Annotated in this window: 22 protein-coding genes; 13 read left to right on the forward strand and 9 right to left on the reverse strand. The window is 68.5% G+C overall.

Annotated elements, in window-relative coordinates; translation table 11 throughout:
• Positions 1–125: 125 nt before the first annotated feature.
• Positions 126–1,196: a substrate-binding domain-containing protein gene (locus ACYVIO_RS27200; RefSeq protein WP_460653745.1), complete on the reverse strand. Its 1,071-nt coding sequence runs from the start codon at positions 1,194–1,196 to the stop codon at positions 126–128.
• Between the two features lie 123 nt (positions 1,197–1,319).
• Between ACYVIO_RS27200 and ACYVIO_RS27205 the strand changes: the two genes are divergently transcribed.
• The 8 genes from ACYVIO_RS27205 (at position 1,320) to ACYVIO_RS27240 (ending at position 9,232) form a co-directional block, all read left to right on the forward strand.
• Positions 1,320–1,700, forward strand: coding sequence for a MarR family winged helix-turn-helix transcriptional regulator (locus ACYVIO_RS27205; protein ID WP_460653746.1), 381 nt, complete (start codon positions 1,320–1,322; stop codon positions 1,698–1,700).
• A gap of 99 nt (positions 1,701–1,799) precedes the next feature.
• A complete protein-coding gene (locus tag ACYVIO_RS27210) occupies positions 1,800–3,446 on the forward strand; it encodes a purine-cytosine permease family protein (RefSeq protein WP_460653747.1) in 1,647 nt (548 codons plus the stop codon).
• Positions 3,443–3,745: an urease subunit gamma gene (locus tag ACYVIO_RS27215; protein ID WP_460653748.1), complete on the forward strand. Its 303-nt coding sequence runs from the start codon at positions 3,443–3,445 to the stop codon at positions 3,743–3,745. Before ACYVIO_RS27210 ends, ACYVIO_RS27215 begins: the two co-directional genes overlap by 4 nt.
• Before the next feature lie 12 nt (positions 3,746–3,757).
• Complete coding sequence (locus ACYVIO_RS27220) at positions 3,758–6,271, forward strand: urease subunit alpha (RefSeq protein WP_460653749.1); 2,514 nt, start codon at positions 3,758–3,760, stop codon at positions 6,269–6,271.
• Positions 6,271–6,954, forward strand: coding sequence for an urease accessory protein UreF (locus ACYVIO_RS27225; protein WP_460653750.1), 684 nt, complete (start codon positions 6,271–6,273; stop codon positions 6,952–6,954). The genes ACYVIO_RS27220 and ACYVIO_RS27225 overlap by 1 nt, the downstream gene beginning before the upstream one ends.
• Complete coding sequence (gene ureG, locus ACYVIO_RS27230) at positions 6,947–7,792, forward strand: urease accessory protein UreG (protein WP_460653751.1); 846 nt, start codon at positions 6,947–6,949, stop codon at positions 7,790–7,792. Before ACYVIO_RS27225 ends, ureG begins: the two co-directional genes overlap by 8 nt.
• Complete coding sequence (locus tag ACYVIO_RS27235) at positions 7,776–8,501, forward strand: urease accessory protein UreD (protein WP_460653752.1); 726 nt, start codon at positions 7,776–7,778, stop codon at positions 8,499–8,501. Before ureG ends, ACYVIO_RS27235 begins: the two co-directional genes overlap by 17 nt.
• Before the next feature lie 101 nt (positions 8,502–8,602).
• Complete coding sequence (locus ACYVIO_RS27240) at positions 8,603–9,232, forward strand: nucleoside/nucleotide kinase family protein (RefSeq protein WP_460653753.1); 630 nt, start codon at positions 8,603–8,605, stop codon at positions 9,230–9,232.
• Positions 9,233–9,592: 360 nt separating this feature from the next.
• On the opposite strand, the gene ACYVIO_RS27245 is transcribed toward ACYVIO_RS27240, so the two are convergent.
• Positions 9,593–10,339, reverse strand: coding sequence for a TetR/AcrR family transcriptional regulator (locus tag ACYVIO_RS27245; protein WP_460653754.1), 747 nt, complete (start codon positions 10,337–10,339; stop codon positions 9,593–9,595).
• 82 nt (positions 10,340–10,421) lie between these two features.
• On the opposite strand from ACYVIO_RS27245, the gene ACYVIO_RS27250 reads away from it, so the two are divergent.
• The 3 genes from ACYVIO_RS27250 (at position 10,422) to ACYVIO_RS27260 (ending at position 12,587) form a co-directional block, all read left to right on the forward strand.
• Positions 10,422–11,333, forward strand: a complete 912-nt coding sequence (locus ACYVIO_RS27250) for an ATP-binding cassette domain-containing protein (RefSeq protein WP_460653755.1) — start codon at positions 10,422–10,424, stop codon at positions 11,331–11,333.
• Positions 11,330–12,103, forward strand: coding sequence for an ABC transporter permease (locus ACYVIO_RS27255; protein ID WP_460653756.1), 774 nt, complete (start codon positions 11,330–11,332; stop codon positions 12,101–12,103). Before ACYVIO_RS27250 ends, ACYVIO_RS27255 begins: the two co-directional genes overlap by 4 nt.
• A gap of 289 nt (positions 12,104–12,392) precedes the next feature.
• Positions 12,393–12,587: a hypothetical protein gene (locus ACYVIO_RS27260; RefSeq protein WP_460653757.1), complete on the forward strand. Its 195-nt coding sequence runs from the start codon at positions 12,393–12,395 to the stop codon at positions 12,585–12,587.
• Positions 12,588–12,633: 46 nt separating this feature from the next.
• On the opposite strand, the gene ACYVIO_RS27265 is transcribed toward ACYVIO_RS27260, so the two are convergent.
• The 7 genes from ACYVIO_RS27265 to ACYVIO_RS27295 are packed head-to-tail and all read right to left on the reverse strand — an operon-like array spanning position 12,634 to position 19,653.
• Positions 12,634–13,458: an alpha/beta hydrolase family protein gene (locus ACYVIO_RS27265; protein WP_460653758.1), complete on the reverse strand. Its 825-nt coding sequence runs from the start codon at positions 13,456–13,458 to the stop codon at positions 12,634–12,636.
• Positions 13,455–14,294 (reverse strand): ABC transporter ATP-binding protein, encoded by an 840-nt coding sequence (locus tag ACYVIO_RS27270; RefSeq protein ID WP_460653759.1) that lies wholly within the window; start codon positions 14,292–14,294, stop codon positions 13,455–13,457. Before ACYVIO_RS27270 ends, ACYVIO_RS27265 begins: the two co-directional genes overlap by 4 nt.
• Positions 14,291–15,091: an ABC transporter ATP-binding protein gene (locus tag ACYVIO_RS27275; protein WP_460653760.1), complete on the reverse strand. Its 801-nt coding sequence runs from the start codon at positions 15,089–15,091 to the stop codon at positions 14,291–14,293. The genes ACYVIO_RS27270 and ACYVIO_RS27275 overlap by 4 nt, the downstream gene beginning before the upstream one ends.
• A complete protein-coding gene (locus ACYVIO_RS27280; RefSeq protein WP_460653761.1) occupies positions 15,088–15,942 on the reverse strand; it encodes an ABC transporter permease in 855 nt (284 codons plus the stop codon). Before ACYVIO_RS27280 ends, ACYVIO_RS27275 begins: the two co-directional genes overlap by 4 nt.
• The gene (locus tag ACYVIO_RS27285) at positions 15,939–16,883 is read right to left on the reverse strand and encodes an ABC transporter permease (RefSeq protein WP_460653762.1); all 945 of its coding nucleotides are present in this window, start codon (positions 16,881–16,883) and stop codon (positions 15,939–15,941) included. The genes ACYVIO_RS27280 and ACYVIO_RS27285 overlap by 4 nt, the downstream gene beginning before the upstream one ends.
• A 2-nt stretch (positions 16,884–16,885) precedes the next feature.
• Positions 16,886–18,526, reverse strand: a complete 1,641-nt coding sequence (locus ACYVIO_RS27290; RefSeq protein ID WP_460653763.1) for an ABC transporter substrate-binding protein — start codon at positions 18,524–18,526, stop codon at positions 16,886–16,888.
• Between the two features lie 8 nt (positions 18,527–18,534).
• Positions 18,535–19,653, reverse strand: a complete 1,119-nt coding sequence (locus ACYVIO_RS27295) for a C45 family autoproteolytic acyltransferase/hydolase (protein WP_460653764.1) — start codon at positions 19,651–19,653, stop codon at positions 18,535–18,537.
• Positions 19,654–19,750: 97 nt separating this feature from the next.
• On the opposite strand from ACYVIO_RS27295, the gene ACYVIO_RS27300 reads away from it, so the two are divergent.
• Both ACYVIO_RS27300 and ACYVIO_RS27305 read left to right on the forward strand, forming a co-directional pair.
• Positions 19,751–20,641 carry a MurR/RpiR family transcriptional regulator gene (locus tag ACYVIO_RS27300; RefSeq protein ID WP_460653765.1) on the forward strand — a complete coding sequence of 297 codons (891 nt, stop codon included), beginning with the start codon at positions 19,751–19,753 and terminating at the stop codon, positions 20,639–20,641.
• A gap of 545 nt (positions 20,642–21,186) precedes the next feature.
• Positions 21,187–21,513, forward strand: a complete 327-nt coding sequence (locus ACYVIO_RS27305) for a putative quinol monooxygenase (protein WP_460653766.1) — start codon at positions 21,187–21,189, stop codon at positions 21,511–21,513.
• Positions 21,514–21,692 lie beyond the last annotated feature (179 nt).

The raw sequence follows: 21,692 nt of genomic DNA on the forward strand, positions 1-21,692 counted from the left end.
CAGCACAAGGCACCTCCGGGTCGGCGTGATCGGCATCCCTTACCCACAAAGACGTTGGCACCCCTCGAAAAAGTTCTGCCCGTCTTCAACTCTTCAACGCCGCGAACCAACCGGAGTGTCACAACTCAACTGAGACGGGTGATCCGATCCTCGATCCGGAACTGCACGCCGTCGGCCGCGGCGAGGTAGACGTCCTGGTCGAGCAGGTTGCCGTCGAGCCGCAGCAGCCCACGCGGACTGCTGTAGAACTGGCCGCTGCCCATCGCCGCGACGTCCGTTATGGCGACCGAGCCGGCCACCTCGCCGAGCCGGGCCAGGAAGTGGATCGCTTCATAACAAGACTCGCCGACCGCGTTCAGAGCCGGAGCCCAGGCTCCGAACCGCGCGTAGTAGTCGCGTGCGAACTCGCTGCTCTCGACCGTCGCCATGCCGTCGAAGTACGCCGCGGCGGCGTACAGGCCGTGGTTCGCGGCCGCGCCGGCGCCGAGCAGGGTGTTCTCCTCGACCGCCGGGCTCAGGCGAACCAGCCGTTCGCTCAGCCCGGCTCGGGCGAACTGCCGACTGAAGTGGACCGCGTCCTGGCCCATCAGCAGCATGATCACGCCGTCCGCAGTACTGCGGACGATCGCGCGCAGCACGGCGCTGAAGTCCGTCGTACCGAGTGGGACGTACGACGTACCGATGATCTCGGATCCTGAACCCTGCAAGGCCGAAGTCGCCACTCCGCCGGTCACCCGCGGGTACACGTAGTCGTTGCCGACCACCACCCATCGCCGGACGCCGTGCTGATCACGCAACCAATGGGCCGCGGGCAACAACTGGTTGACCGGGCGCTCTCCGAGCATGAACACGCCCGGGGTGTCGTCGCGACCTTCGTGCATCGCGGCGAACGCGTAGACGACTCGACCCCCGATCCGCTGCGTGAGGGCAACCCGTACGGCGGAGATGTGCCAGCCGGCGACGGCGTCGACGCGGCCGGTGTCGACCAACCGGCCGACCTCTTCCGCAACCACCGCGGGCGCGCGACCGGCGTCTACATGGACCAGCTCGACCTGGCGGCCCGCGATGCCGTTGCGCGCGTTGAGCTGCTCGACGGCGAGCTGACCGCAGGCGAGGCAGGACGGGCCGTAGATCCCGGTCGGCCCTTGCCGCGGCACGACGAAGGCGATCGAGATCACCTCCGCGGTCCCTGGCATGCCGACCAGTGTGGGCCAACGGGCACCGGTATTCCGAGTGCTGCGTTATATTCACCGCACCGTGAGACGCCGCCCGCCGCGGCGTCGCCGCCGTACCGGCTATAGGGACCCCCGGGGAGGGCCATGTCGACCAGCCTGCTCCTCCTGCTGAAGCAGGCCGAGCGCCGGATCGAGCTCGGGCTGCTGCCGGAGCTCGACGAGTTCGAGCTGACGATCGAGCAGTGGCGGGTGATGTCGGCGCTGCACGAGGAGCCGGGCCTGCCGATGACGACGCTCGCCGAGACCGCGGTCCTGCCGGCCGCGAGCCTGACCCGGCACGTCGACAAGCTGGTCGAGCGCGGGCTGGTGCTGCGCCGGGTCCACCCCGCAGACAAGCGGCGCATCGTGACCGCGCTGTCGCCGGTCGGCGCGACCGTGGCCGTTCGGCTGCGCGCCGCGGAGCGCAGGGTCGAGCGTGAACTGAACGTCGGCGGTTTGCTTCCAGATGGAAATACAAGAACGTAGCGGTTGCGTCATCTGCCGGTAACAGACGGTTCCTAGGTTCCTTCCATTCGGGTGCATCGACTGCACCACCCGCCTGAAGGTGCCCGCCAGGAGTTCGTCATGACCGTTGAACCCTCGCTCGACCAGCGCACTGATCCGCCCGCTCCCAGTACGGCGACCCGCGAGACGCTCGAGGACTACACGCTGCGGTTCGCGCCGCGCAGCTACCGCAAGTGGTCGACCGGCGTGGTCGGTGTCTCCGCGCTCGGCGGGATCGCCTACCTGGCCGACTTCGCGATCGGCGCGAACATCGGCATCTCGTACGGCACGACGAACGCGCTGTGGGGCATCGCGATCTTCGCCGTGGTGATCTTCGCGACCGGCCTACCGCTGGCGTACTACGCGGCGCGGTACAACGTGGACCTCGACCTGATCACCCGCGGCAGCGGCTTCGGGTACTACGGGTCGGTGGTGACGAACGTGATCTTCGCGTCGTTCACGTTCATCTTCTTCGCCCTCGAGGGCTCGATCATGGCGCAGGGCCTGGAGCTCGGGCTCGGCATCCCGCTCTGGCTCGGGTACGCCGCGTCGACGCTGGTGATCTTCCCGCTGGTGATCTACGGGATGAAGGTGCTGTCCACGCTGCAGGTCTGGACGACGCCGTTGTGGCTGGTGCTGATGGTGCTGCCGTTCGTGTACCTGGTCGTGTCGCACCCCGAATCGGTGTCGTCATTCTTCGACTACCAGGGCGAGAACGGGCAGGGCGCGACTGATATCGGCTCGATGCTGCTCGCCGCCGGAGTGTGCCTGTCGCTGATCGCGCAGATCGCCGAGCAGATCGACTACCTGCGGTTCATGCCACCGAAGACGCCGGAGAACTCGCGCCGCTGGTGGTCGGCGATGCTGCTGGCCGGCCCCGGCTGGGTGATCTTCGGTGCGCTGAAGCAGGCGATCGGGCTGTTCCTCGCCGTCTACCTGATCGCGAACGTCGCCGACGGCGCCGCGGTCGCGAACGAGCCGGTGCACCAGTTCCTGGAGATCTATAACGGATTCCTGCCGGGCTGGCTCGCGATGACCCTGGCCGTCGTACTGGTTGTCATCAGCCAGATCAAGATCAACGTCACCAACGCCTACTCCGGCTCGCTGGCCTGGACGAACTCGTACACGCGACTGACCCGGCACTACCCAGGCCGACTGGTCTTCCTCGGGCTCAACCTGCTGATCGCGCTGGTGCTGATGGAGGCGAACATGTTCGACTTCCTCAACACCATCCTCGGCTTCTACGCCAACTGCGGCATGGCCTGGATCGTGGTCGTTGCCTCCGACATCGTCTTCAACAAGTACCTGCTGAAGCTGTCGCCGCTGCGGCCGGAGTTCCGGCGCGGCATGCTGTACGCCGTCAACCCGGTCGGCTTCGTCTCGATGGCGGTCGCCGCGGGGGTCTCGATCCTGGTCTTCTTCGGGGGTCTCGGCCCGGTCTTGAAGCCCTACTCGCCGCTGGTTGCGATCGGTCTGGCGCTGGTGCTGCCGCCGGTGCTGGCTGTGGCAACTCGCGGCCGGTACTACCTGCGCCGTACCGACGACGGCATCGACCTCCCGATGTTCGACGAGCACGGCAACCCGTCGGGCGTCGTACTGACCTGTCATGTCTGTCGTCAGGACTACGAGCGGCCCGACATGGCTGCGTGCGCGACGCACTCGGCGTACGTGTGCTCGCTGTGCCTGAGCACGGACAAGGTCGCCGACCACGTTCTGCCCGCTTCATGAACTTCACTCCCAGCGAGGTCGAGAAGCTCCTGCTGTCGGTCGCGGGCATGGTCGCCCGCGACCGGCTGGCCCGGGGAGTTCCGCTCAACCATCCAGAAGCCGTGGCTCTGCTCAGCACTTGGGTGATCGAACGCGCCCGTGAAGGTGCGCTGGTCGCCGAACTGATGGAGACCGGTCGCACGGTGCTGTCCCGCACAGACGTGATGGAGGGGGTCGCGGACCTTCTCCATGACGTTCAGGTGGAGGCGACGTTCCCCGACGGGCGCAAGCTCGTGACCATCCACCACCCGATCATCTGAGGAGGCTGTTCCATGTCAGGTGAAGGCCCAGGTGCGGTTCGCGTTGCTCCCGGCACCATCGAACTGAACGCCGACCGTACGCCGTCCGAACGGCTGCGGCTGGTGATCCTCAACACCGGCGATCGTCCCGTACAGATCGGCTCGCACCTGCACCTGCCCGACGCCAACTCAGCCCTCGCCTTCGACCGCGAGGCCGCCGAAGGCTTCCGGCTCGACCTCCCAGCCGGCACCTCCCAACGCTTCGAGCCGGGTGCCTCCCGCGAGGTCGCCGCGGTCGCCCTGCGCGGGCGGCGCGTCGTACCGGGCCTGCAGGTCAAGCCTGCGGGCGACGCCCGAGCCGGTGAACCGGCGGCGGCCGGAGGTGCAGCCGAGACCTCGCGCACAGCCGATGCCGGGGCGGTCGGCGCGGCCGAGACCTCACGTACGGCGGATGCCGGGATGGGAGGTGCAGCCGGGACCTTGCGCATGGCGGACGCCGGGGCGGTCGGCGCCGCCGAGACCTCACGTACGGCGGACGCCGAGGCGGGAAATGCGGCCGAGGCCTCGCCTACGGCCGATGCCGGGGCGGTCGGCGCAGCCGAGAGCTCGCGTTCGGCGGCGACCGGCGCGATCGGCGCAGCCGAGAGCTCGCGTGCGGCGGGTGCCGGGGCGGGAGTGCTTGCGATCCCGCGGGCGGCGTACGCCGCCTTGTACGGGCCGACGGTTGGCGACCAGGTGAGGCTGGGTGACACCGACCTGTGGGTCGAGGTGGAACGGGATCTGACCGTCGGCGGTGAAGAGGTGGTGTTCGGCGGTGGGAAGTCGATTCGCGAGTCGATGGGGCAAGGGACGACGACGCGCGCCGAGGGTGCGCCGGACACCGTGATCACCAATGTGCTGGTGATCGACTGGTGGGGCATCGTCCGTGCGGACGTCGGGATCCGGGACGCGCGGATCGTTGCCCTCGGCAAAGCCGGGAACCCGGACATTGCCGACGGCATCCACCCCGACCTGCGGATCGGTCCGTCGACGGATGTGATCTCAGGTGAGGGCCGGATCCTCACCGCCGGTGGGATCGACTCGCACGTCCACCTGCTGTCGCCGTCGCAGCTGCATGAGGCGAGCGCGTCCGGGATCACCACGATCGTCGGCGGTGGGACCGGGCCGAGCGAGGGCTCCAAGGCGACCACTGTCACACCCGGCGCCTGGCATCTCCAGCAAATGCATCGTGCTCTCGATGACTTCCCCCTGAACGTGCTGCTGCTCGGCAAAGGAAATACCGTCAGCGCCGAAGGCCTCGCCGAACAGGCACTCGCGGGCGCTGCCGGTTATAAAGTCCACGAGGACTGGGGATCGACGCCGGCCGCCATCAACGCCGCCCTACAAGCCGCCGACGACTGGGGACTGCAAGTCGCCCTGCACGCCGACTCACTGAACGAGGCCGGCTTCGTCGAGTCAACTCTGGCGGCGATCGCCGGCCGCTCGATCCACGCGTTCCACGTCGAGGGCGCCGGCGGTGGGCACGCACCTGACATCCTCTCCATCGCGGCACACCCGCACGTCATCCCCGGTTCGACCAACCCGACGCTCCCCCACACCGTCAACACCGTCGCCGAACACCTCGACATGCTGATGGTCTGCCACCACCTGAATCCTGAGGTCCCCGAGGACCTAGCCTTCGCCGAGTCCCGCATCCGCGCGACGACGATCGCCGCCGAAGACATCCTGCACGACCTCGGCGCCCTGTCGATCACCTCGTCGGACGCCCAGGCAATGGGCCGTATCGGCGAGGTCATCACAAGAACCTGGCAGGTCGCCCACGTGATGAAACTCCGCCGAGGCCACCTGGACCTCGGCGGCCCACCGAACCTCGGCCCCGCCGACCCGACGCGCGGCGGAGCCGGTACGACGGGCAGTGCCGGTGCCGTGGGCGGCAGTCGTGCCATCGTCGGCGCCGCTGAAGCGGGCGGCGCCCGGGTGGCGGCGACCGGCTTGCCGACCGACACCGGTCGCCGGGCGATCGGCTCGCTGGCTGACAACGATCGGGTGCGGCGGTACGTCGCCAAGTACACGATCAATCCGGCGGTTGCTCATGGCATCGATCACCTGGTGGGGTCGGTGGAACCGGGGAAGCTGGCCGACCTCGCGCTATGGGAGCCGGCGTTCTTCGGCGTACGCCCGGCGTTGGTGATCAAGGGCGGGACGATCGCGTGGGCAGCGCTCGGGGATCCGAACGCCTCGATCCCTACTCCGCAGCCGGTGCTGATGCGGCCGGCGTTCGGGGATGCGATCGGCGCGCGGACGTCGTACTCGTTCGTCGCTCCGGCCGCGCTCGAGAACGGCCTGGCCGAGCGCCTCGAGCTGCGGCGCGAGCTGCTCGCCGTACGCCCCACACGCGATATCGGCAAGGCGCAGATGAAGAACAACGACGCGCTGCCGTCGATCCACATCGACCCGGAGACGTTCGCGATCACCGTCGACGGCAACCTGATCGAGCCTGCGCCGGCGGAGCGGTTGCCACTCGCCCAGCTATACCAGATGTTCTGATGGGCTCCCCCGAGCTGGTCGCGATGATGCTCGCCGACGCGCGGCTTCCCACCGGCGGCCACACGCAATCCGCCGGCCTGGAACCCGCCGTCCGCGCAGGACTAGGAGCTGACGGCAACAAGCTGGAGGAGATCGAGCAGTGCGCGCGAGACCGCCTCCGCACGGTCACGCGGGTCGAAGCAGGAGCAGCAGTTGTCGCCCGTCACCTCACCGCAGCGGAACCTGTCGACCAAGGTCTGCAAGCTCTCGAGGCCGCTTGGGCTGCTCGGGTACCAAGTCAGGTTCTCCGGAGTGTGGCCCGACGGCAAGGGCGGGCCTACTTGCGCTTGGCAACGAGGGTCTGGCCTCAGGTCACCGAGTACCTGCCCGCCGATGGTGAGGTGCCGAGGCCGATCGTCGTCGGGGTGGTTGCTGCGGTCAACGGGTTGTCGCCCGCTCAGACCGCTCGCTTGATCGCGTACGACGACGCGCAGACGGTTGTTGCCGCGTCGCTCAAACTGCTTCCGGTCGACCCGGCCGACGCCGCCTGCTGGTTGGCCGCGCTCCATCCCGACATCGAGGACCTGGTTGTCGAGGTCGCCGGGCTGACGCGGGCGGCCGACGTACCGGCGTACGGCGCTCCGCTGGTCGATGTGTTCGCCCAGAACCACTCCACCGAGAGAATGAGGTTGTTCCATGCGTGAGTCCAGCAGGTCGTTCCGGCTCGGTGTCGCGGGGCCGGTCGGTACGGGGAAGAGCTCGCTGATCGCCATGGTGTGCCGTGAACTGGCGTCCGAGTTGCAGCTCGGCGTGATCACGAACGACATCTACACGGATGAGGACGCGCGGTTGCTGCGCTCGGCCGGAGTGCTCGACGCCGAGCGGATCCGCGCGGTCGAGACCGGCGCTTGCCCGCACACCGCGATCCGCGACGACGTCACCCCGAACCTGATCGCCGTCGAGGACCTCGAACGCGACTTCGCCCCGCTCGACGTCGTCCTGGTCGAGTCCGGTGGTGACAATCTCACAGCGACGTTCTCGCCTGCGCTTGTCGACGCGCAGATCTTCGTGCTCGATGTCGCTGGTGGTGGGGATGTGGCACGCAAGGGTGGGCCGGGGATCGCACGTGCTGACCTGCTGGTGGTGAACAAGACCGACCTGGCGCCGTACGTCGGGGTGGACGTTCCGCAGATGGTCGCGGACGCGGAGGCCGCGCGGGCCGGCAAGCCGGTGCTGGCACTGTCGCGGACGGATGCTGATTCGATCGCGGCGCTGAAGCGGTGGGTGCTGGAGATGACGGCGATCGTGCGCGGAGGTGCGCACGTGCCGGTCGATCCGGGCCCGATGGCGCCACACTCGCACGTCGGCGAGGACGGCCAGATCCTCACCCACGTCCACAGCGCGAGCACGAGTGCGGACGTGAGCACCGCGGGATCGGGCACCGCGGACACCAGCGCCGCGAGCGCGCGCGCTGCGGATGCGGACGCCGCAGCCGCAGGTCCCGCGGGTGCGGGCGTGGGTTTGCATGCTCACTCGCATTGAGGTTGTTGCCGATCCCGTGCGGGATCGGTGCGTACTGCGAACTGGCGACCTCTCACCCCGGCGGCTGCCTGCGCCGTACGGCGTGGTGCGGGTCGCACTGGTTGCCGCGGGCGCGTTGCTGCTTGCCGGGGACGAGGTGCGGATCGAGGTAGTTGCCCAGGGCAAGCTCAGACTGGAGATTGTGGAGACCGCCGGGACTGTCGCCTACGCGATGCGGGGAGGGTCGGCTCGGTGGGATGTGGACGTCATGCTGACCGACGGCGCGGAGTTGAGCTGGCACGGGGAGCCGTTCGTCGTCGCCGAGGGGGCTGATGTCGAGCGGTCGACGTCGATCGCGTTGGGCGACGGGTGCCGGGCGACTCTGCGGGAATCATTGGTTCTCGGACGTCACGGTGAGGCCGGCGGGCGTCTGCGGACGAGCACGCGAGTAACCACCGCCAGCAGATCGACGGAAGGCGCAGCCGACGGGCGTGCTGACGGTTCCGGCGAGTTGCTGGTTGAGGAGCTGGATCTGTCGCCTGGGGTGCGTTCAGGGTGGGCGGTCCTCGGCGATGCGAGATGCCTGGACAGCATCACCACGCTCGGGCACCGCCTGCCGGAGGCGCCGCAGACTCTCCAGCTCGAAGGACCAGGCTCGATCGCACGGCGGTTGGTCGGTCAGCAGCACACGAGTGATCTCGGAGGGCTGTGGGCCGACGCCCACCACTGACCAACCTCCGTCTGCAGTGGGTGCGGCGCACATTTCAGGCGGGGGCCGAGGTGTTGCGCAAAGGTTGATCAGTGGTGGACGTCGGCGCCTAGGATCTGGGGATGCGCTCACTCGACCCAGCTGCCGCCCGCGTACGTGCTGTCGAGCTGGCCAAGCAGCCTGAGCGGGCGATCCTCGGCATCACGGGCGCCCCGGCAGCCGGCAAGTCGACGTACGCCGAAAGGCTCGTCGCCGAGCTGATCGCGGACGGCCTCAAGATCGCGTTGGTCCCGATGGACGGCTATCACCTCGCACAGTCCGCCCTAGAGGCGCTGGGACTGGCGGAGGTGAAGGGCGCACCACACACCTTCGACGCCGCCGGTTTCGTCGCGCTGATCCGGCGACTCAAACAACGCGAAGGCACCGTCTGGGCGCCGCGCTTCGACCGGCAACTGGAGGACTCGATCGCCGCCAGCATCGGAGTAGGCCCGGAGATCGACCTGATCGTCACCGAAGGCAACTACCTGCTGCTCGACCAGGAGCCTTGGACAACAGGCCGCGAGCTGATCGACGAGGTCTGGTACATCGAGCTCTCCGAGGAAGTCCGCCACGCCCGCCTGGAAGCCCGCCACCGCCACTTCGGCCGCTCCCCCGAAGAAGCCCATAAACGCACCTACGGCTCCGACGAACGCAACGCCGAACTCATCGCCTCCACCAGAACCGGAGCAGACGCAGTCCTCCACCTCAGCTAACCCCCGCTTCACCAGCAACCCACCTGCCCACCCCCCGCCGCCGGCTCCAACGGTTACTGCGGAGTGGCGCGGGAGCCGGCGCAGACGCGGGCTGAGGTGAGCGGCCGATCCAAACCCCGCCGGCACCAGCAACCCACCTGCCCAACCCTCGCCGCCGGCTCCAACGGCTACTGCGGGGTGGGGTCGGGAGCCTGCGCAGATCTGCATGGGCGTCCGGCGGTTGCTGCGGGCGGGCGGCGGCGGGCTGCGGGCTACCTCGCCCGCGCCGTACGGGAGGTCGAAGCGGCCGTCGAGCGTGGCGCGATCGCGCCTTCAGGCTTGGGAGCTTCGGCCGGCGGGCGGCATCCGGCGAGAGGCGTGCTAGCTCGGCTGTCCCCCGCACGTGCGTTCGATGAAGCCGGCGACTCCGTCGAGGAAGAGTTGGAGGCCGAAGTCGAAGTCTTGGTCGTCGGACTCCTCGAAGGCTACGACTGGGTCGAAGACTCCGGCGTCGAGGACCCGGCCAAGGGCTGGCATGCGGCGGCGGTCGACGACCTGGGCCAGCACCGCGCCGTACTTGCTGAAGGCTTCGGGGTTGTCGGCGAAGCCGGCGGCCAGGTCGACCGACAGGCGGATCTGGCCGTGGACGTAGGTCATCAGGCCCATCACGACGCCGACCTTGCCCTCCTCGCTCAGGCCGGTGTCGGCGAGCGCACCTAGGGCCGCGTCGAACCAGGCGAGATTCTTGGGCCCTGCAGGCGGCCCGGAGATCGGGATCTGGGCGTACCAGCGGTGCCGGCGCAGGGTCGTCAGCACGTTGTCGGCCCAGAAGGTCAGCCCGGTGCGCCAGTCCACGTCGTCGGGCAGCGGCGTCGGCTCCTCCAGCGCCGCGTCCGACATGAGCGTGAGCAGCTCGTCCTTGCTCTTCACGTGCCGGTAGAGCGCCATCGTCGAGTTGCCCAGCCGCTCGGCGACGCGCGCCATCGACACCGCCGCGAGGCCCTCGGCGTCCGCGAGGTCGATCGCCGCGCGGGTGATGTCCTCGCTGGTCAATGACGGCTTCGGCCCGCGGCGGGTCCCGTCCCGCAGACCCCACATCAGCACCACGTCCGCGGGTAGCTCGCTCATCTCCACCACCTCAGTCTAGAAACACGTACTGCGTACCTGCTACGCTATTTAGCGTACCCGATACGCAGTAAGGGGGAAGTCCATGATCGTCGAGGCCACCGGCCTGACCAAGTCGTACGGCGGCACCGAGGTGCTGTCCGGGGTCGACCTGACCGTCCGCGAGGGTGAAGTGGTCGCTCTGCTCGGCCCGAACGGCGCCGGCAAGACCACCACCGTGCGGATCCTGACCACACTCACCCGCCCGACCGCGGGCAGCGCCACCATCGCCGGGTACGACGTCGTCCGCGCGGCGACGAAGGTCCGCGGCGTGATCAGCCTGACCGGCCAGTACGCCGCGGTCGACGACAACCAGACCGGCCGGGAGAACCTCGTCATGGTCGGCCGCCTGATGCACCTCGGCCGCGATGCAGCCCGCCGTCGTGCCAGCGACCTGCTCGAACGCTTCGGCCTCACCCACGCGATGGACCGCCGGGTGAAGACCTACTCGGGCGGCATGCGCCGCCGCCTCGACCTGGCGATGAGCCTGATCGGCCGGCCGCGGGTGATCTTCCTGGACGAGCCGACCACCGGCCTCGACCCGGCCAGCCGGCTGACGATGTGGGAGGCGATCGGCGAGCTCGTCCGCGACGGTACGACGATCCTGCTGACCACCCAGTACCTCGAGGAGGCCGACCGTCTGGCCGACCGGATCGTGCTGCTCGACCGCGGGCGGATCACCGCGGCCGGGACCGCCGACGCCTTGAAGACGCAGATCGGCGGCGAGCGGATCGAGCTGTACTTCACCGAACTGGCCGACGCGCAGAAGGCCGCGCACCTGCTGGAAGGCCTTGCGGACGGCGCACTGGTGAACCTCCCGTCCGACGGTACGGCGGCGCACCTGCACGCCGTACTGGACGACCTGCGCGCGCAAGGCCTGCAGCCGAGCCGGGTCTCGTCGCACCGGCCGACGCTCGACGACGTGTTCCTCACCCTGACCGCCAAGGAGCCGGTATGAGCCACGAGGGATTCGGTGCCGCGCTGAGCGACACCGCGACGATGATCGACCGGAGCGTCCGGTTGAGCCGGCGCAACGTCGACACCCTGTTCGTGTCGATCCTGCTGCCGTTGCTGATGATGATGCTGTTCGTCTACGTGTTCGGCGGCGCGATCGAGACCGGGACGCAGTACATCAACTACGTGGTGCCCGGGATCCTGCTGCTGACCACCGGGTACGGCGCGTCGAACACCGCGATGGCGGTCGCGGACGACATGACCAAGGGCATGATCGACCGGCTCCGGTCGCTGCCGGTGCGCAGCTTCGCCGTGTTGACCGGGCACGTCACGGCGAGCGTCGCGCGGAACGCGGTGTCGACGGCGATCGTGCTGCTCGCGGCGCTGGCGATGGGCTTTCGGCCGAACGCCTCGGTGGCCGAGTGGTTCGGCGCGATCGGGCTGCTCGCGCTGTACGTGATCGCGCTCTCGTGGCTCGCGGCCGGGCTCGGCGTGATCGCGAAGACGGTCGAGTCGGCGAGCACGCTGAGCTTCTTCATGCTGTTCCTGCCGTACCTGAGCAGCGCGTTCGTGCAGCCCGAGACGATGCCGCGCTGGCTGCGGCCGATCAGCGAGCACCAGCCGATCACACCGGTGATCGAGACCGTGCGCAGCTTCCTGACCGGTACACCGCTGGGCAGCAGCGGATGGATCGCGCTGGCCTGGTGCGGCGGGCTGCTGGTCTTTTCGGTCGGTTTCGCGTCCGTGCTCTACCGGCGGCGCAGCAGCAGCTGAAAAAACGAGTGCCCCGACCTTGGATCGGGGCACTCGCCCGTGCGGGTCCCGGGGGGAGTGGGACCTCCACACGTGGGGGGGACCTCAAATCTATCGCTTCCGGAGGGTCAGCCGGAATCGAGACGGCGATTCTCGTAACGCCCTGTCCGCCGAACGGTCGATCGGTGCGCCCAACGGTTGCTACCTGACTTGACAACAACTCCCCGGACTTTCTTTCCCGGCCGTGTCGATTTCGCTGGTTCTGGTCCGACGTACCAGTAAGAGCTAGACACCAAGGGAGAGGGTCAGCATGAACGAGAACAGCGCCAACCAGATGATCGTCACCATGCTGGCCGAGGGGAACCCCGTCTGGTACGTCGCGGCGATGGTGAACATGCGCAGCCACGACGTCTACCTGATCGGCCAGGCGGCCGGCTACCCGGACAAGGCGAAGCTGCGCCGGGCCCTCTGGGCCGAGAAGAACCGCACCCGCGTCGCCGCCTGAAGGAGGCGGTGCACCCGGGGCAGGGACCAGGTGCACCGCCGGTCTGTCAGTCCATCAAGGACGTCATCCACCGCGTGACGGTCGGGAGCATCAGGCTGCCGGAGTGGGCGGCGCCGTCGACCATGTCGAAGGTGACGTTCAGACCGTGGGAGCGGAAGTTGGCCTCGAGGGTGCGGAGGCGCTCGATGCGGGTGCTGCCGGTCTTCTCGACCCCGTCCATCCAGTTCGACTCGCCGGGGTTGTTGATCTCCCAGGTCTCGACGTCCTCGGTGCCGACGACCATCTGGATCGGGACCTGGCGCAACGCGTCGAAGTCGATCTTCTGGCCGAACTTCTCCTCGAAGCCCCGCGTGCCGAGCCACCAGTCGAGCTTGTCGTCGAGCTGCGTGATCCGCCCGGGCGCACCGATCGACGCCGCGGCCAGTCGCTCCGGGTGCAGGTAGAGGAAGCGGTGCACGAACTGCCCGCCGCCGGAGAACCCGTGCAGGTAGAACTTGTCCGTCGCGACCGGGAAACGCTCGGCCACCTCGTCGACGATCGACAGCAGCATGTGGTCGAACCGGATGCCCTGGTACTCGATGAACTTGAAGTTGTGCAGGTCGTTCGGGTCGATCAGCCCGGCCGGGAAGATCGGCGTCAGGATGACGACACCGTGCTCATCGGCGAACGGCTTCAGGTGGTCGCGGTACTTGGCCGCGGTCCGCGCCGTCCCGTGCTGGACGACCAGCAGCGGCGCCTTGTCGTCGTCCTTCAGCTGCTTGGGCACGTAGAGCAGGTAGTGCAACCGGGGGTCGACCTGCGAGGCGAAGATCGGGATCGACCCGCGCTGGTAGAACGCAGCGGTGGGGGCGACCTGCTGGGTGTCGGTCATGACCGTCCTTCGGTGAGAGCGAACGCTGCCCGCAGCTCGGCCACGCGTTCCGGCTGCCAGCCGGGTCCGGGGGCGGAGGAGAGCAGCATCTGGGTGTAGGGGTGACGTGGCCGGCGCAGCAGCTCGGCCGTGGCGTTCTGCTCGACGTCGTCGCCGCGGTACATCACCAGGATGTGGTCGGTGACCTCACCGACCACCGCCAGGTCGTGGCTGACGAAGACCAGCGCAATCCCGAGCGCGTCGCGGATGTCGTTGAGCAGGGCAAGGATCTTGGCCTGTACGGAGACGTCGAGCGCGGAGACCGCCTCGTCCAGCACCAGCACCTTCGGCCGTACGGCGAGCGCCCGCGCGATCGCGACTCGTTGCCGCTGGCCACCACTGAGCTCGTGCGGCCGGGACGCCGCGAGCTTGCTCGCCAGGCCGACCTGGTCGAGCAGGTTGGCGACCTCGGCGGCCGCCGCGGCCTTGGCCAGGTCCGGGCGGTGCCGGTTCAGTACGTCGCGCAGACAGGACTCGACGCTGAGCCTGCGGTCGAGCGAGGTGTAGGGATCCTGGAACACCATCTGGATCTCCCGGGCGCGGCGCAGCCGGGCTGCCTTGCCGCGCTCGGACTTGCTGGTCTCCCGGCCGTCCACCGTGACCGTGCCCTGGTCGGGCGTGGAGAGGCCGACCAGCATCCGGGCGACCGTGGTCTTGCCGGAGCCGGACTCCCCGACGACGCCGAGCGAGCCGCCGGCCTCGACGGAGAAGCTGATGTCGCGAGCCGCCACCACGGCGGCGTGGCCGCGTTTGCCGTGGAAGGTCTTGCAGAGCTTGTCGACCGCGAGAACGGTCATCGGGTCACCACCTCGCCGTCCTGCTCGGGCAGGGTCGGAACGGCTTCCGACAACTGTCGCGTGTACTCGTTGGTCGGGTTCTCGAAGATCGTCGCCCCGGGCTGGTGGTCGACGATCAGCCCCTCGCGCATCACGTACACGCGGTCGCAGTACGCCGCCGCCAGGTGCAGGTCGTGCGTGATGAACAGGACGCCAAGGTCCCGCTCCCCGCGCAAACGCTTGAGCAGGGCAAGCACTTCGGCCTGCGTGGTCACGTCCAGCGCACTCGTTGCCTCGTCCGCCAGCAAGAGCTTCGGGTCGATGCTCAGCGCCGCCGCGATCACGACCCGCTGCAGCATCCCGCCGGACAGCTGGTGCGGGTACTTCCGCAGCAGGCTCTCCGGATCGCGCAGCCCGACATACTCGAACAGCGTGAGCAGCTTGGACCGCGCGGCCTTCTTGTTCAGCCCGTGCACCTGGACCAGCCGCTCGGTCGCCGAGTCGCCGATCCGTCGTACCGGGTTGAGCGCCGTACGAGGTGCCTGGAAGATCATCGCGGCGTCGTTCGCACGGATCTTCTGCACGGTCGCGTCGTCGGCGGACAGCACGTCCACTCCCCCGACGCTGACCCGGCCGCCGGCCTGGGCCTCGTCCGGGAACAGTCGCAGCGCGGCGCGTGCGGTAGTCGACTTGCCCGACCCGGACTCGCCGACCAGCCCGACCGTCTCGCCGGTCGCGACCTGCAGCGAGATCCCACGCAGGATCTCCACCGTCGGGACACGCAGCGTCAGGTCCTCGATCTCGAGCAGCATGCTCATTTCCTCACCGCCAGCTTGTCGGACAGCCGGACACCGATGACGTTGGTCGCGACCACCACGATCGCGATCGTCAGACCGGGGATCAGCGCCGGGCCGACGATGCCCTGGATGACACCGGTCCGGCCTTCCTGCACCATCAGGCCCCATTCCGAGCTCGGCGGTTGCGAGCCGAAGCCGAGAAAGTTCAGCGACGCCAGGCTCATCAGGCCCTCGCCGAACAGCACGACCAGGTACCCGACGAGCGTCGGCATCAGGTTCGGCAGCAGGTACTTGCCGCACAGCACGGCTCCACCGACTCCCTGCAGGCGATACGCGTCGACGTACGGGCGAGCCATCTCCTCCAGCGCGATCGCGCGGGTGAACTTCGCGATCGCCGGCGCGTAGGCCAGTGCCATGCCGAGCACCGAGGTCAGCTGACCGCGGTCGAACACAGCAATCACCAGTACGACGAACAGCAGCCCCGGGAACGCGAACATCACGTCGGTCACCCGGCTCAGCGCCGTGTCGACCCAGCCACCCTTCCAGGCGGCGGTGATGCCGATCAGGACACCCATCACGGTCGCGACCGCGAGCAACGCGATCGCGCCGAGCAGGCTCGGCCGGGCACCGTGGATGATCCGCGACAGGATGTCGCGGCCCAGCTGGTCGGTGCCGAGCCAGTGCGTCGCGTTCGGCGGCTCCCAGAGCGCGCCGAAGTCGGTCTGCGACGGGTCGAACGGCGACACGATCGGCGCGAAGATCGCGGCGATCACCGCCAGCGCCAGTACGGCGGCGCTCAGGTAGAACGGCCACTCCTGGCGACGGCGGGTCGCCGTCGCGGTCAGGACGGGCGCGGACAGATCAACGGTCATGAGACGCTCCTGGCCAGGACCCTTGCGTCGAGCAACGGATAGATCAGGTCGACGAGCACGGTGACGGCCATGTACGCGATCACCATGTAGAGCAGGATCGCCTGCACCACCGGGAAGTCGTGGGTGTTGATCGCTTCCACCAGCAGGCTGCCGATCCCGTTCAGCCCGAAGACTCCCTCGACCACGACCGTGCCGGCCAGCATGCCGGCCAGGATCAGCCCGCACATCGTCACGATCGGGCCGAGGGAGTTGCGCAGGACGTGCCGCAGCACGGTCTTCCGGGACTGAAGACCGTAGCTGCGGGCCGCCTCGACGTGGTCGAGACTCTGCTGCTCGACCATCGTCTGCCGGGTGACCCGGCTGACCACCGCGATCGCGCCGAGCGCGAGCGCGATGGCCGGCAGGGTGAGGTGGTGGATCCGGCCGAGGAAACCCTCGCCCGGACCCGACACCGAGAACCAGCGCAGCTTCACCGCGAACACCGAGATCAGCACGACCGCGACGACGAAGTTCGGGATCGAGGTCGCGAACGTGGTGATGCCGGTGATGAAGGAGTCGATCGCGGTGCCCTTGCGCAGTGCGGACACCACGCCGAGCAGGACACCGATCACGATGAACAGCACCCCGGAGTACGCGACCAGGGACAGCGTCACCGGCAGCCGGCTGCCGAGCAGGTCGGTGACCGGCTGCTGGTAGATGAACGACGACCCGAAGTCACCGTGCAGGAGATCGGTGGCCCAGATCCAGTACTGGTGCAGGAACGGCAGATCCAGGTGGTACTCGGCTCGCACCGCGGCAATCCGCTCCGGTGTCATGTTCTCCGGGTTGCCGATCAGGAACGCGACCGGATCACCGGGCGCTGCGTACATCCCGGCGAAGATCACGAACGAGCTGATCACCAGGGTGAGCACCATTGCGCCAAGGCGCCGCAGTGCGACCATTGTCAGGCCCCCTTGGTCCCGAGGTCCGCGGCCCACGGCGAGTAGCGGTAGCAACCGCTGGCCGGGACCCCGGTCACCTTCGACGACAGCGCCACCGTGCTCGGGCTGTCCACGACCGGGATCCACGGCATCGCCTCGGACCACTTCTTGGCGAGCTCGATCGCGATGTCGGCGCGGGCGGCGTCGTCCAGCGCGCCGCGGCCCTTGCTGACCAGCGCGTCGTACGCCGGGTCGTTGAGCAGCCACTGCACCGTCGAGGTGCTGGCGCCGTTCTTGTAGAAGCCGACCGGGTCGTTCTTGGACACGAAGTAGTCGTCGGTCAGGATGTCGACGCTCTTGCGGATCGTCTCGTCGTACGGGTCGTACTGCGCGGTCGGGATCTGCGTGATCGTTGCCTTCAGCCCGATCTTCTGGGCGGCGTCGACGAACGCGTTGGCGATCACGTTGCGGACCGGCGAACCGTCGCTGGCGATGATCAGCGGCTGGGTCTCACCGACCTCCTGGACCAGCTTCTTGGCCGCGTCCAGGTCGGTCTGCTCGGGCTTGGCGGGCAGGCCCGGCAGAGCGTCGTACGCCGCCTTGAACTTGTCCTTCTCGTAGCCCCACGCGCCGGAACCGACCGGCTCCTTCCACGGCTGGCCGAGACCGGAGAACGCGGCCTTCGCCACGCCCGCACGGTCGATCGACATCGCCAGCGCCTTGCGCAGCCGGACGTCCTTGAGGCCGCCGCGGTCGGTGATCATCATGCTCCAGACCCGGGTGTCCGGGCCCTGGCTGACGCTGGTCGCGCCGCCGGTGGCGAGCTGGGTCGCCGAGGAGAGGTTCTCCAGGTACGAACCGGTCGCCTCACCGGTCTTGAGGGAGTTGACGATCACGTCGTCGCTGCCCCACTTGAAGGTGATCTCGTCGGTCTTCGCGGCCTTCGGCTTGTTCCAGTAGTTCGGCGCCTTGGTCAGCGTGATCGACTTGCCGGACTGCCACTCCTTGAGCTGGAACGGACCCGTGCAAGCGTCGGTTCCGGCCGGCGTGCCGTACTTCTTGCCCTGCGACTCGACGCCCTTGCGGCTCAGTACGACGCCGGCGTCACCCGCGATCGCCTCGACGAACACGGCGTCGGACTGCTTGAACTTGACCGTCACCTCGTTCGGGCCGGTCTTGCTGACGCCGGTCACGTTGACGTACTCGTCGGACTCGGCAGCACCGTCGGCGCGGTGCCGGTCCAGGCTCCACAGCACGTCGTCGGCCGTCAGCGGGGTGCCGTCGTGGAAGGTGACGCCCTGGCGGATCGTGAAGACCAGCGTGGTCGCGTCCTTCCAGGCGTACTTCTCGGCCAGGCCCGGCTTGAGGGTCAGGTCGGGCTGCAGCTGCAGGAGCCGGTCGCAGACGTTGGCCAGGATCAGGTCGCTCTGCGAGTTCGCCGCGTCGTTGTCCAGGTCGAGCGAGCGCGGCTCCTTCGGCATGAACCAGATCGCCTTGTCGAGCTGACCGGCCGCGGCCGGGGTGCTGTTGACCAGCTTGATCTGGTCCAGCACCGGCGACTGCGCGCCGGAGCTGCTGCCGTCACCGCAACCGGCGGCGACGAGCAGGCCGGCCGCGGCCAGCGCCGTACCGGTGGTGAACCTCTTCAGAGAGGAGGCGGACATGGGTGCTCCTAGTCGTAAAGATTGAAGGGCACGAGCTCGTAGTCGTGCTCGCACGGAGTTCCTGCTGCGACGCGGTAGTCGCCGGTGGTGAGATCGACCAGGCTGGACAGCACGGTCGACCATTGGCTCAGCGCACCGAGCCGGTCGTCGGGATGGGCGCAGAGCGAGTCGGGCTGCCCCAGGTGGTCCGACATCGCGCTACGGACTGCTTTCGGTACGTCGGTGGTGGTGGCCGCCTCTTTCAATCCCTTCCGGGCCTGTGGCACCCGGAGCAGTGAGTCAGGGGACATCGGTCGGTGCCGCGCCGCCAGCTGCGGCGGCACGAACGCCTGGTAGTGGTTGCCGTGCACAAGCAACCCGTCGACCGGGTACTCCCAGCCGTGGGCACCCGGCGTGGTCTCGAGGTCGATGCTGAAACCGGATCGGTCGGTCAGCAGGGCGTTGCTCGCGATGTGCGCTCTCGTGCGGATCAGCACCTTGAGCGCGTCGGAGATCGTCGTGGAGTCCAGGACGAGCCGCCGGATCACCGTCTGCGGGATGCCGACGCTGTCGTCGAAACGGCCCCCGAGGCCGTTCGCGTTCAGCGCGAAGCCGTTGCTGCTGGCCCCGTGCCGGCCGATCTGGCCGGCCTCGGTCTGGATGATCACGGTCGGTTTGGGCGACTGGACCACCTTCAGGACGACGACGGTGTCCTTGACGGCGTGGCGCCAGTCCCAGTTCTGGCCGGCGTAGACGTGGCCGTCGGCGGCGCCTTCGTCGGTGATGGAGAAGGAGGTGCAGCCGTCTGCCGGCTCGTCGTCGGTTGGCTCGTCGTCGGTGCTTTTGCGGTACGTCGCGGCGTCGTACACGATCTCGCCGCGGCAGTTCAGCACGACGATCTCGCGGACCGTGACGCCCGCTCCGGCCGCGATGCCCCGCATCTCCTCGTACAGTTCGGGGAAATCGGTGGCCACGAGGCGTTCCCACGGCGCGGACAGGGCCTGGATCTCGGTCCAGGTCCGGCCGAGCTGGCTCTCGAACGCGGCCTCGTAGTACGCGATCGACGCTCCGACCAGGTCGGCGGCTGCGCGACCGTACTGCAGTCCGCGATCATAGGCCGACGGACTCGACACCTCGATGATCCTCATCAGGACGGAACTCCTTGTGGGGACTTACCATGGCATTACAGGGGGACCGTCTTTTGAACGGTTCGTTACACGCTCGATGGGATCGGATGATACACAGATGACCGATGAGGTAACAGGGGTTACGGCAAAGAATCCGGCGATCGCGGAGCTTCGTGCACGCATTCGTGACCATTGGGACGAGTTCACCCCCGCCGCGCAGGCGGTCTGCCGGTCCCTGTCCGAGATCTCTCCTGAGCGGCTGCTGTACCTGTCCGCGGCCGATCTGGGCGTCGAGAGCCGGACCAGCAACGCCACCGTGATCCGGACGCTGCAGGCGCTCGGTTACAAGGGCCTGGCCGAGCTGAAGGACAAGGTCGCCTCGCCGTTCGGCACCGCGCAGCGCGAGCAGCGGCTGCGGGACCGGATCACCTCCACCGGCGGCGACCCCAAGCACGTCTGGGACAAGGTGATCACCGAGGCGATCGAGCGGATCGAGTTCCTCAACGAGGGCTTCCCGCTCGACGCGTACGCCGAAGCGGTCCGGCTCCTGCTCGACGCCCGCGAGATCGTCTCGTACGGCTTCGGCGCGAACTACGTCGCCGCCGAGCACCTCACGCTGAAGCTCCGCCGCCTCGGCCGTACCGCGCGCGCGATCACCAACTCGGGCTTCCGCCTGGCCGACGACCTGCTCGGCATCCAGCACGGCGACGTCGTCGTGGTGATCGCCCCCGGCCGCCTGATCCTCGACGCCGAGTCCGTCATCGCCCGCGCCCGCGCGGTCGGCGCGCACATCATCCTGCTCTCGGAGCAGAAGGTCGCCGAACGCCTCGCCGGCGACGTCACGGTCGCCATGCACGTCCCCAACACCGTCACCGGCATCACCGCCGAGGTCCTCACCTCAATCGTCGTCACCGACGCCCTCGCCCAGGCCGTCGCGGCAGCCGACACGGAACACACCCTGGAGTCCGCCCACACGCTCGCCACCATCCGCCAGCAGCTGGGCTTCTGAGGGGTCGGCCGACCCCGGGGCAAGGAGCTGCCGCATCCAGCCGTGCACCAGGCACTACGCCTGACGTTCCATGGTCGGGCGGCACGACGATCGGCAGGTACGCCCCGCCCCCGCGAGGAAGGAGCTGCCGCATCCAGCCCTGCACCAGCCACTACGCCTGACGTTCCATCCCACGGTTGGGGTGGTTGGGCGGCACACGACAATCGGCAGGTGGGCCGCCCCCGCATGGGCAAGCTTCGCCGGTGCGCCGGGTGCCGCGCGGCCCGCCGTGCGGCGGCTAGCCTCCGGACGCCCTGGCCGGGCAGTCGTACCGCCGGGGAGGAAATCTGCCCGGGCCGCCGTACAGGCACAGGAGGAAGCCTGCCCGGCCCGCCGTACAACCACGGCGGGCGGGCGCGTGCACGCCCGCCCGGACCGGCTCCAACCCTTCGCAGTCGGCCGGTGCGACCTCAGCTCCACGCGGCTGCATCGCCGTCGGCGTACGAGCAAACGATCCTCCGGCCGAGCGCGCCCCGAAGCACGTGCGCGTCGGTAACATCCCCTCCATGATCTTCATCACCGCGAAGTTCCGTGTCCTGCCCGACGACGCCGACAACTGGCCCACCATCACCGCCGACTTCACCGCGGCCACCCGCGCCGAGCCAGGCTGTCTGTGGTTCGACTGGTCCCGCTCGGTCGACGACCCCACCGAGTACGTCCTCGTCGAAGCCTTCGCCGACGACGACGCCGCCTCGGCCCACGTCACCTCAGCCCACTTCAAGGGAGCTCAGCAGTCCCTCCCACCCCACCTGGTCGAGACCCCGAAGATCGTCAACTTCAAACTCGACCAGAACGAGTGGTCCGAACTCGGCGAACTAGCCGTCAACCGCTGACCATCGCCTGATCCCCCAAACAGACTCCACCAGCCGCTCCATACCCGCGACTATGGACGGCTCGGCCTGGACTGCGAGGGGCCAGCAAACTCACCGACCCTGCTGCTCCTGAGCGGCGCGGATGTCCTGCCCTAGGTCGTCCGCGGGCTGAACGCGTCCGGCCCGACGCGATCACCAGC

This window comes from Kribbella endophytica (genome assembly GCF_054781295.1).

What these genes read in the sequence shown, in the direction of transcription:
- ACYVIO_RS27280 (WP_460653761.1), bottom strand. Translation starts at nt 15,942, where the DNA reads ATGACCGTTGATCTGTCCGCGCCCGTCCTGACCGCGACGGCGACCCGC.
- ACYVIO_RS27270 (WP_460653759.1), bottom strand. Translation starts at nt 14,294, where the DNA reads ATGACCGTTCTCGCGGTCGACAAGCTCTGCAAGACCTTCCACGGCAAA.
- ACYVIO_RS27235 (WP_460653752.1), top strand. Translation starts at nt 7,776, where the DNA reads ATGCTCACTCGCATTGAGGTTGTTGCCGATCCCGTGCGGGATCGGTGC.
- ACYVIO_RS27225 (WP_460653750.1), top strand. Translation starts at nt 6,271, where the DNA reads ATGGGCTCCCCCGAGCTGGTCGCGATGATGCTCGCCGACGCGCGGCTT.
- ACYVIO_RS27210 (WP_460653747.1), top strand. Translation starts at nt 1,800, where the DNA reads ATGACCGTTGAACCCTCGCTCGACCAGCGCACTGATCCGCCCGCTCCC.
- ACYVIO_RS27245 (WP_460653754.1), bottom strand. Translation starts at nt 10,339, where the DNA reads ATGAGCGAGCTACCCGCGGACGTGGTGCTGATGTGGGGTCTGCGGGAC.
- ACYVIO_RS27240 (WP_460653753.1), top strand. Translation starts at nt 8,603, where the DNA reads ATGCGCTCACTCGACCCAGCTGCCGCCCGCGTACGTGCTGTCGAGCTG.
- ACYVIO_RS27275 (WP_460653760.1), bottom strand. Translation starts at nt 15,091, where the DNA reads ATGAGCATGCTGCTCGAGATCGAGGACCTGACGCTGCGTGTCCCGACG.
- ACYVIO_RS27305 (WP_460653766.1), top strand. Translation starts at nt 21,187, where the DNA reads ATGATCTTCATCACCGCGAAGTTCCGTGTCCTGCCCGACGACGCCGAC.
- ACYVIO_RS27250 (WP_460653755.1), top strand. Translation starts at nt 10,422, where the DNA reads ATGATCGTCGAGGCCACCGGCCTGACCAAGTCGTACGGCGGCACCGAG.
- ACYVIO_RS27205 (WP_460653746.1), top strand. Translation starts at nt 1,320, where the DNA reads ATGTCGACCAGCCTGCTCCTCCTGCTGAAGCAGGCCGAGCGCCGGATC.
- ACYVIO_RS27290 (WP_460653763.1), bottom strand. Translation starts at nt 18,526, where the DNA reads ATGTCCGCCTCCTCTCTGAAGAGGTTCACCACCGGTACGGCGCTGGCC.
- ACYVIO_RS27285 (WP_460653762.1), bottom strand. Translation starts at nt 16,883, where the DNA reads ATGGTCGCACTGCGGCGCCTTGGCGCAATGGTGCTCACCCTGGTGATC.
- ACYVIO_RS27300 (WP_460653765.1), top strand. Translation starts at nt 19,751, where the DNA reads ATGACCGATGAGGTAACAGGGGTTACGGCAAAGAATCCGGCGATCGCG.
- ACYVIO_RS27260 (WP_460653757.1), top strand. Translation starts at nt 12,393, where the DNA reads ATGAACGAGAACAGCGCCAACCAGATGATCGTCACCATGCTGGCCGAG.
- ureG (WP_460653751.1), top strand. Translation starts at nt 6,947, where the DNA reads ATGCGTGAGTCCAGCAGGTCGTTCCGGCTCGGTGTCGCGGGGCCGGTC.
- ACYVIO_RS27200 (WP_460653745.1), bottom strand. Translation starts at nt 1,196, where the DNA reads ATGCCAGGGACCGCGGAGGTGATCTCGATCGCCTTCGTCGTGCCGCGG.
- ACYVIO_RS27265 (WP_460653758.1), bottom strand. Translation starts at nt 13,458, where the DNA reads ATGACCGACACCCAGCAGGTCGCCCCCACCGCTGCGTTCTACCAGCGC.
- ACYVIO_RS27295 (WP_460653764.1), bottom strand. Translation starts at nt 19,653, where the DNA reads ATGAGGATCATCGAGGTGTCGAGTCCGTCGGCCTATGATCGCGGACTG.
- ACYVIO_RS27255 (WP_460653756.1), top strand. Translation starts at nt 11,330, where the DNA reads ATGAGCCACGAGGGATTCGGTGCCGCGCTGAGCGACACCGCGACGATG.
- ACYVIO_RS27215 (WP_460653748.1), top strand. Translation starts at nt 3,443, where the DNA reads ATGAACTTCACTCCCAGCGAGGTCGAGAAGCTCCTGCTGTCGGTCGCG.
- ACYVIO_RS27220 (WP_460653749.1), top strand. Translation starts at nt 3,758, where the DNA reads ATGTCAGGTGAAGGCCCAGGTGCGGTTCGCGTTGCTCCCGGCACCATC.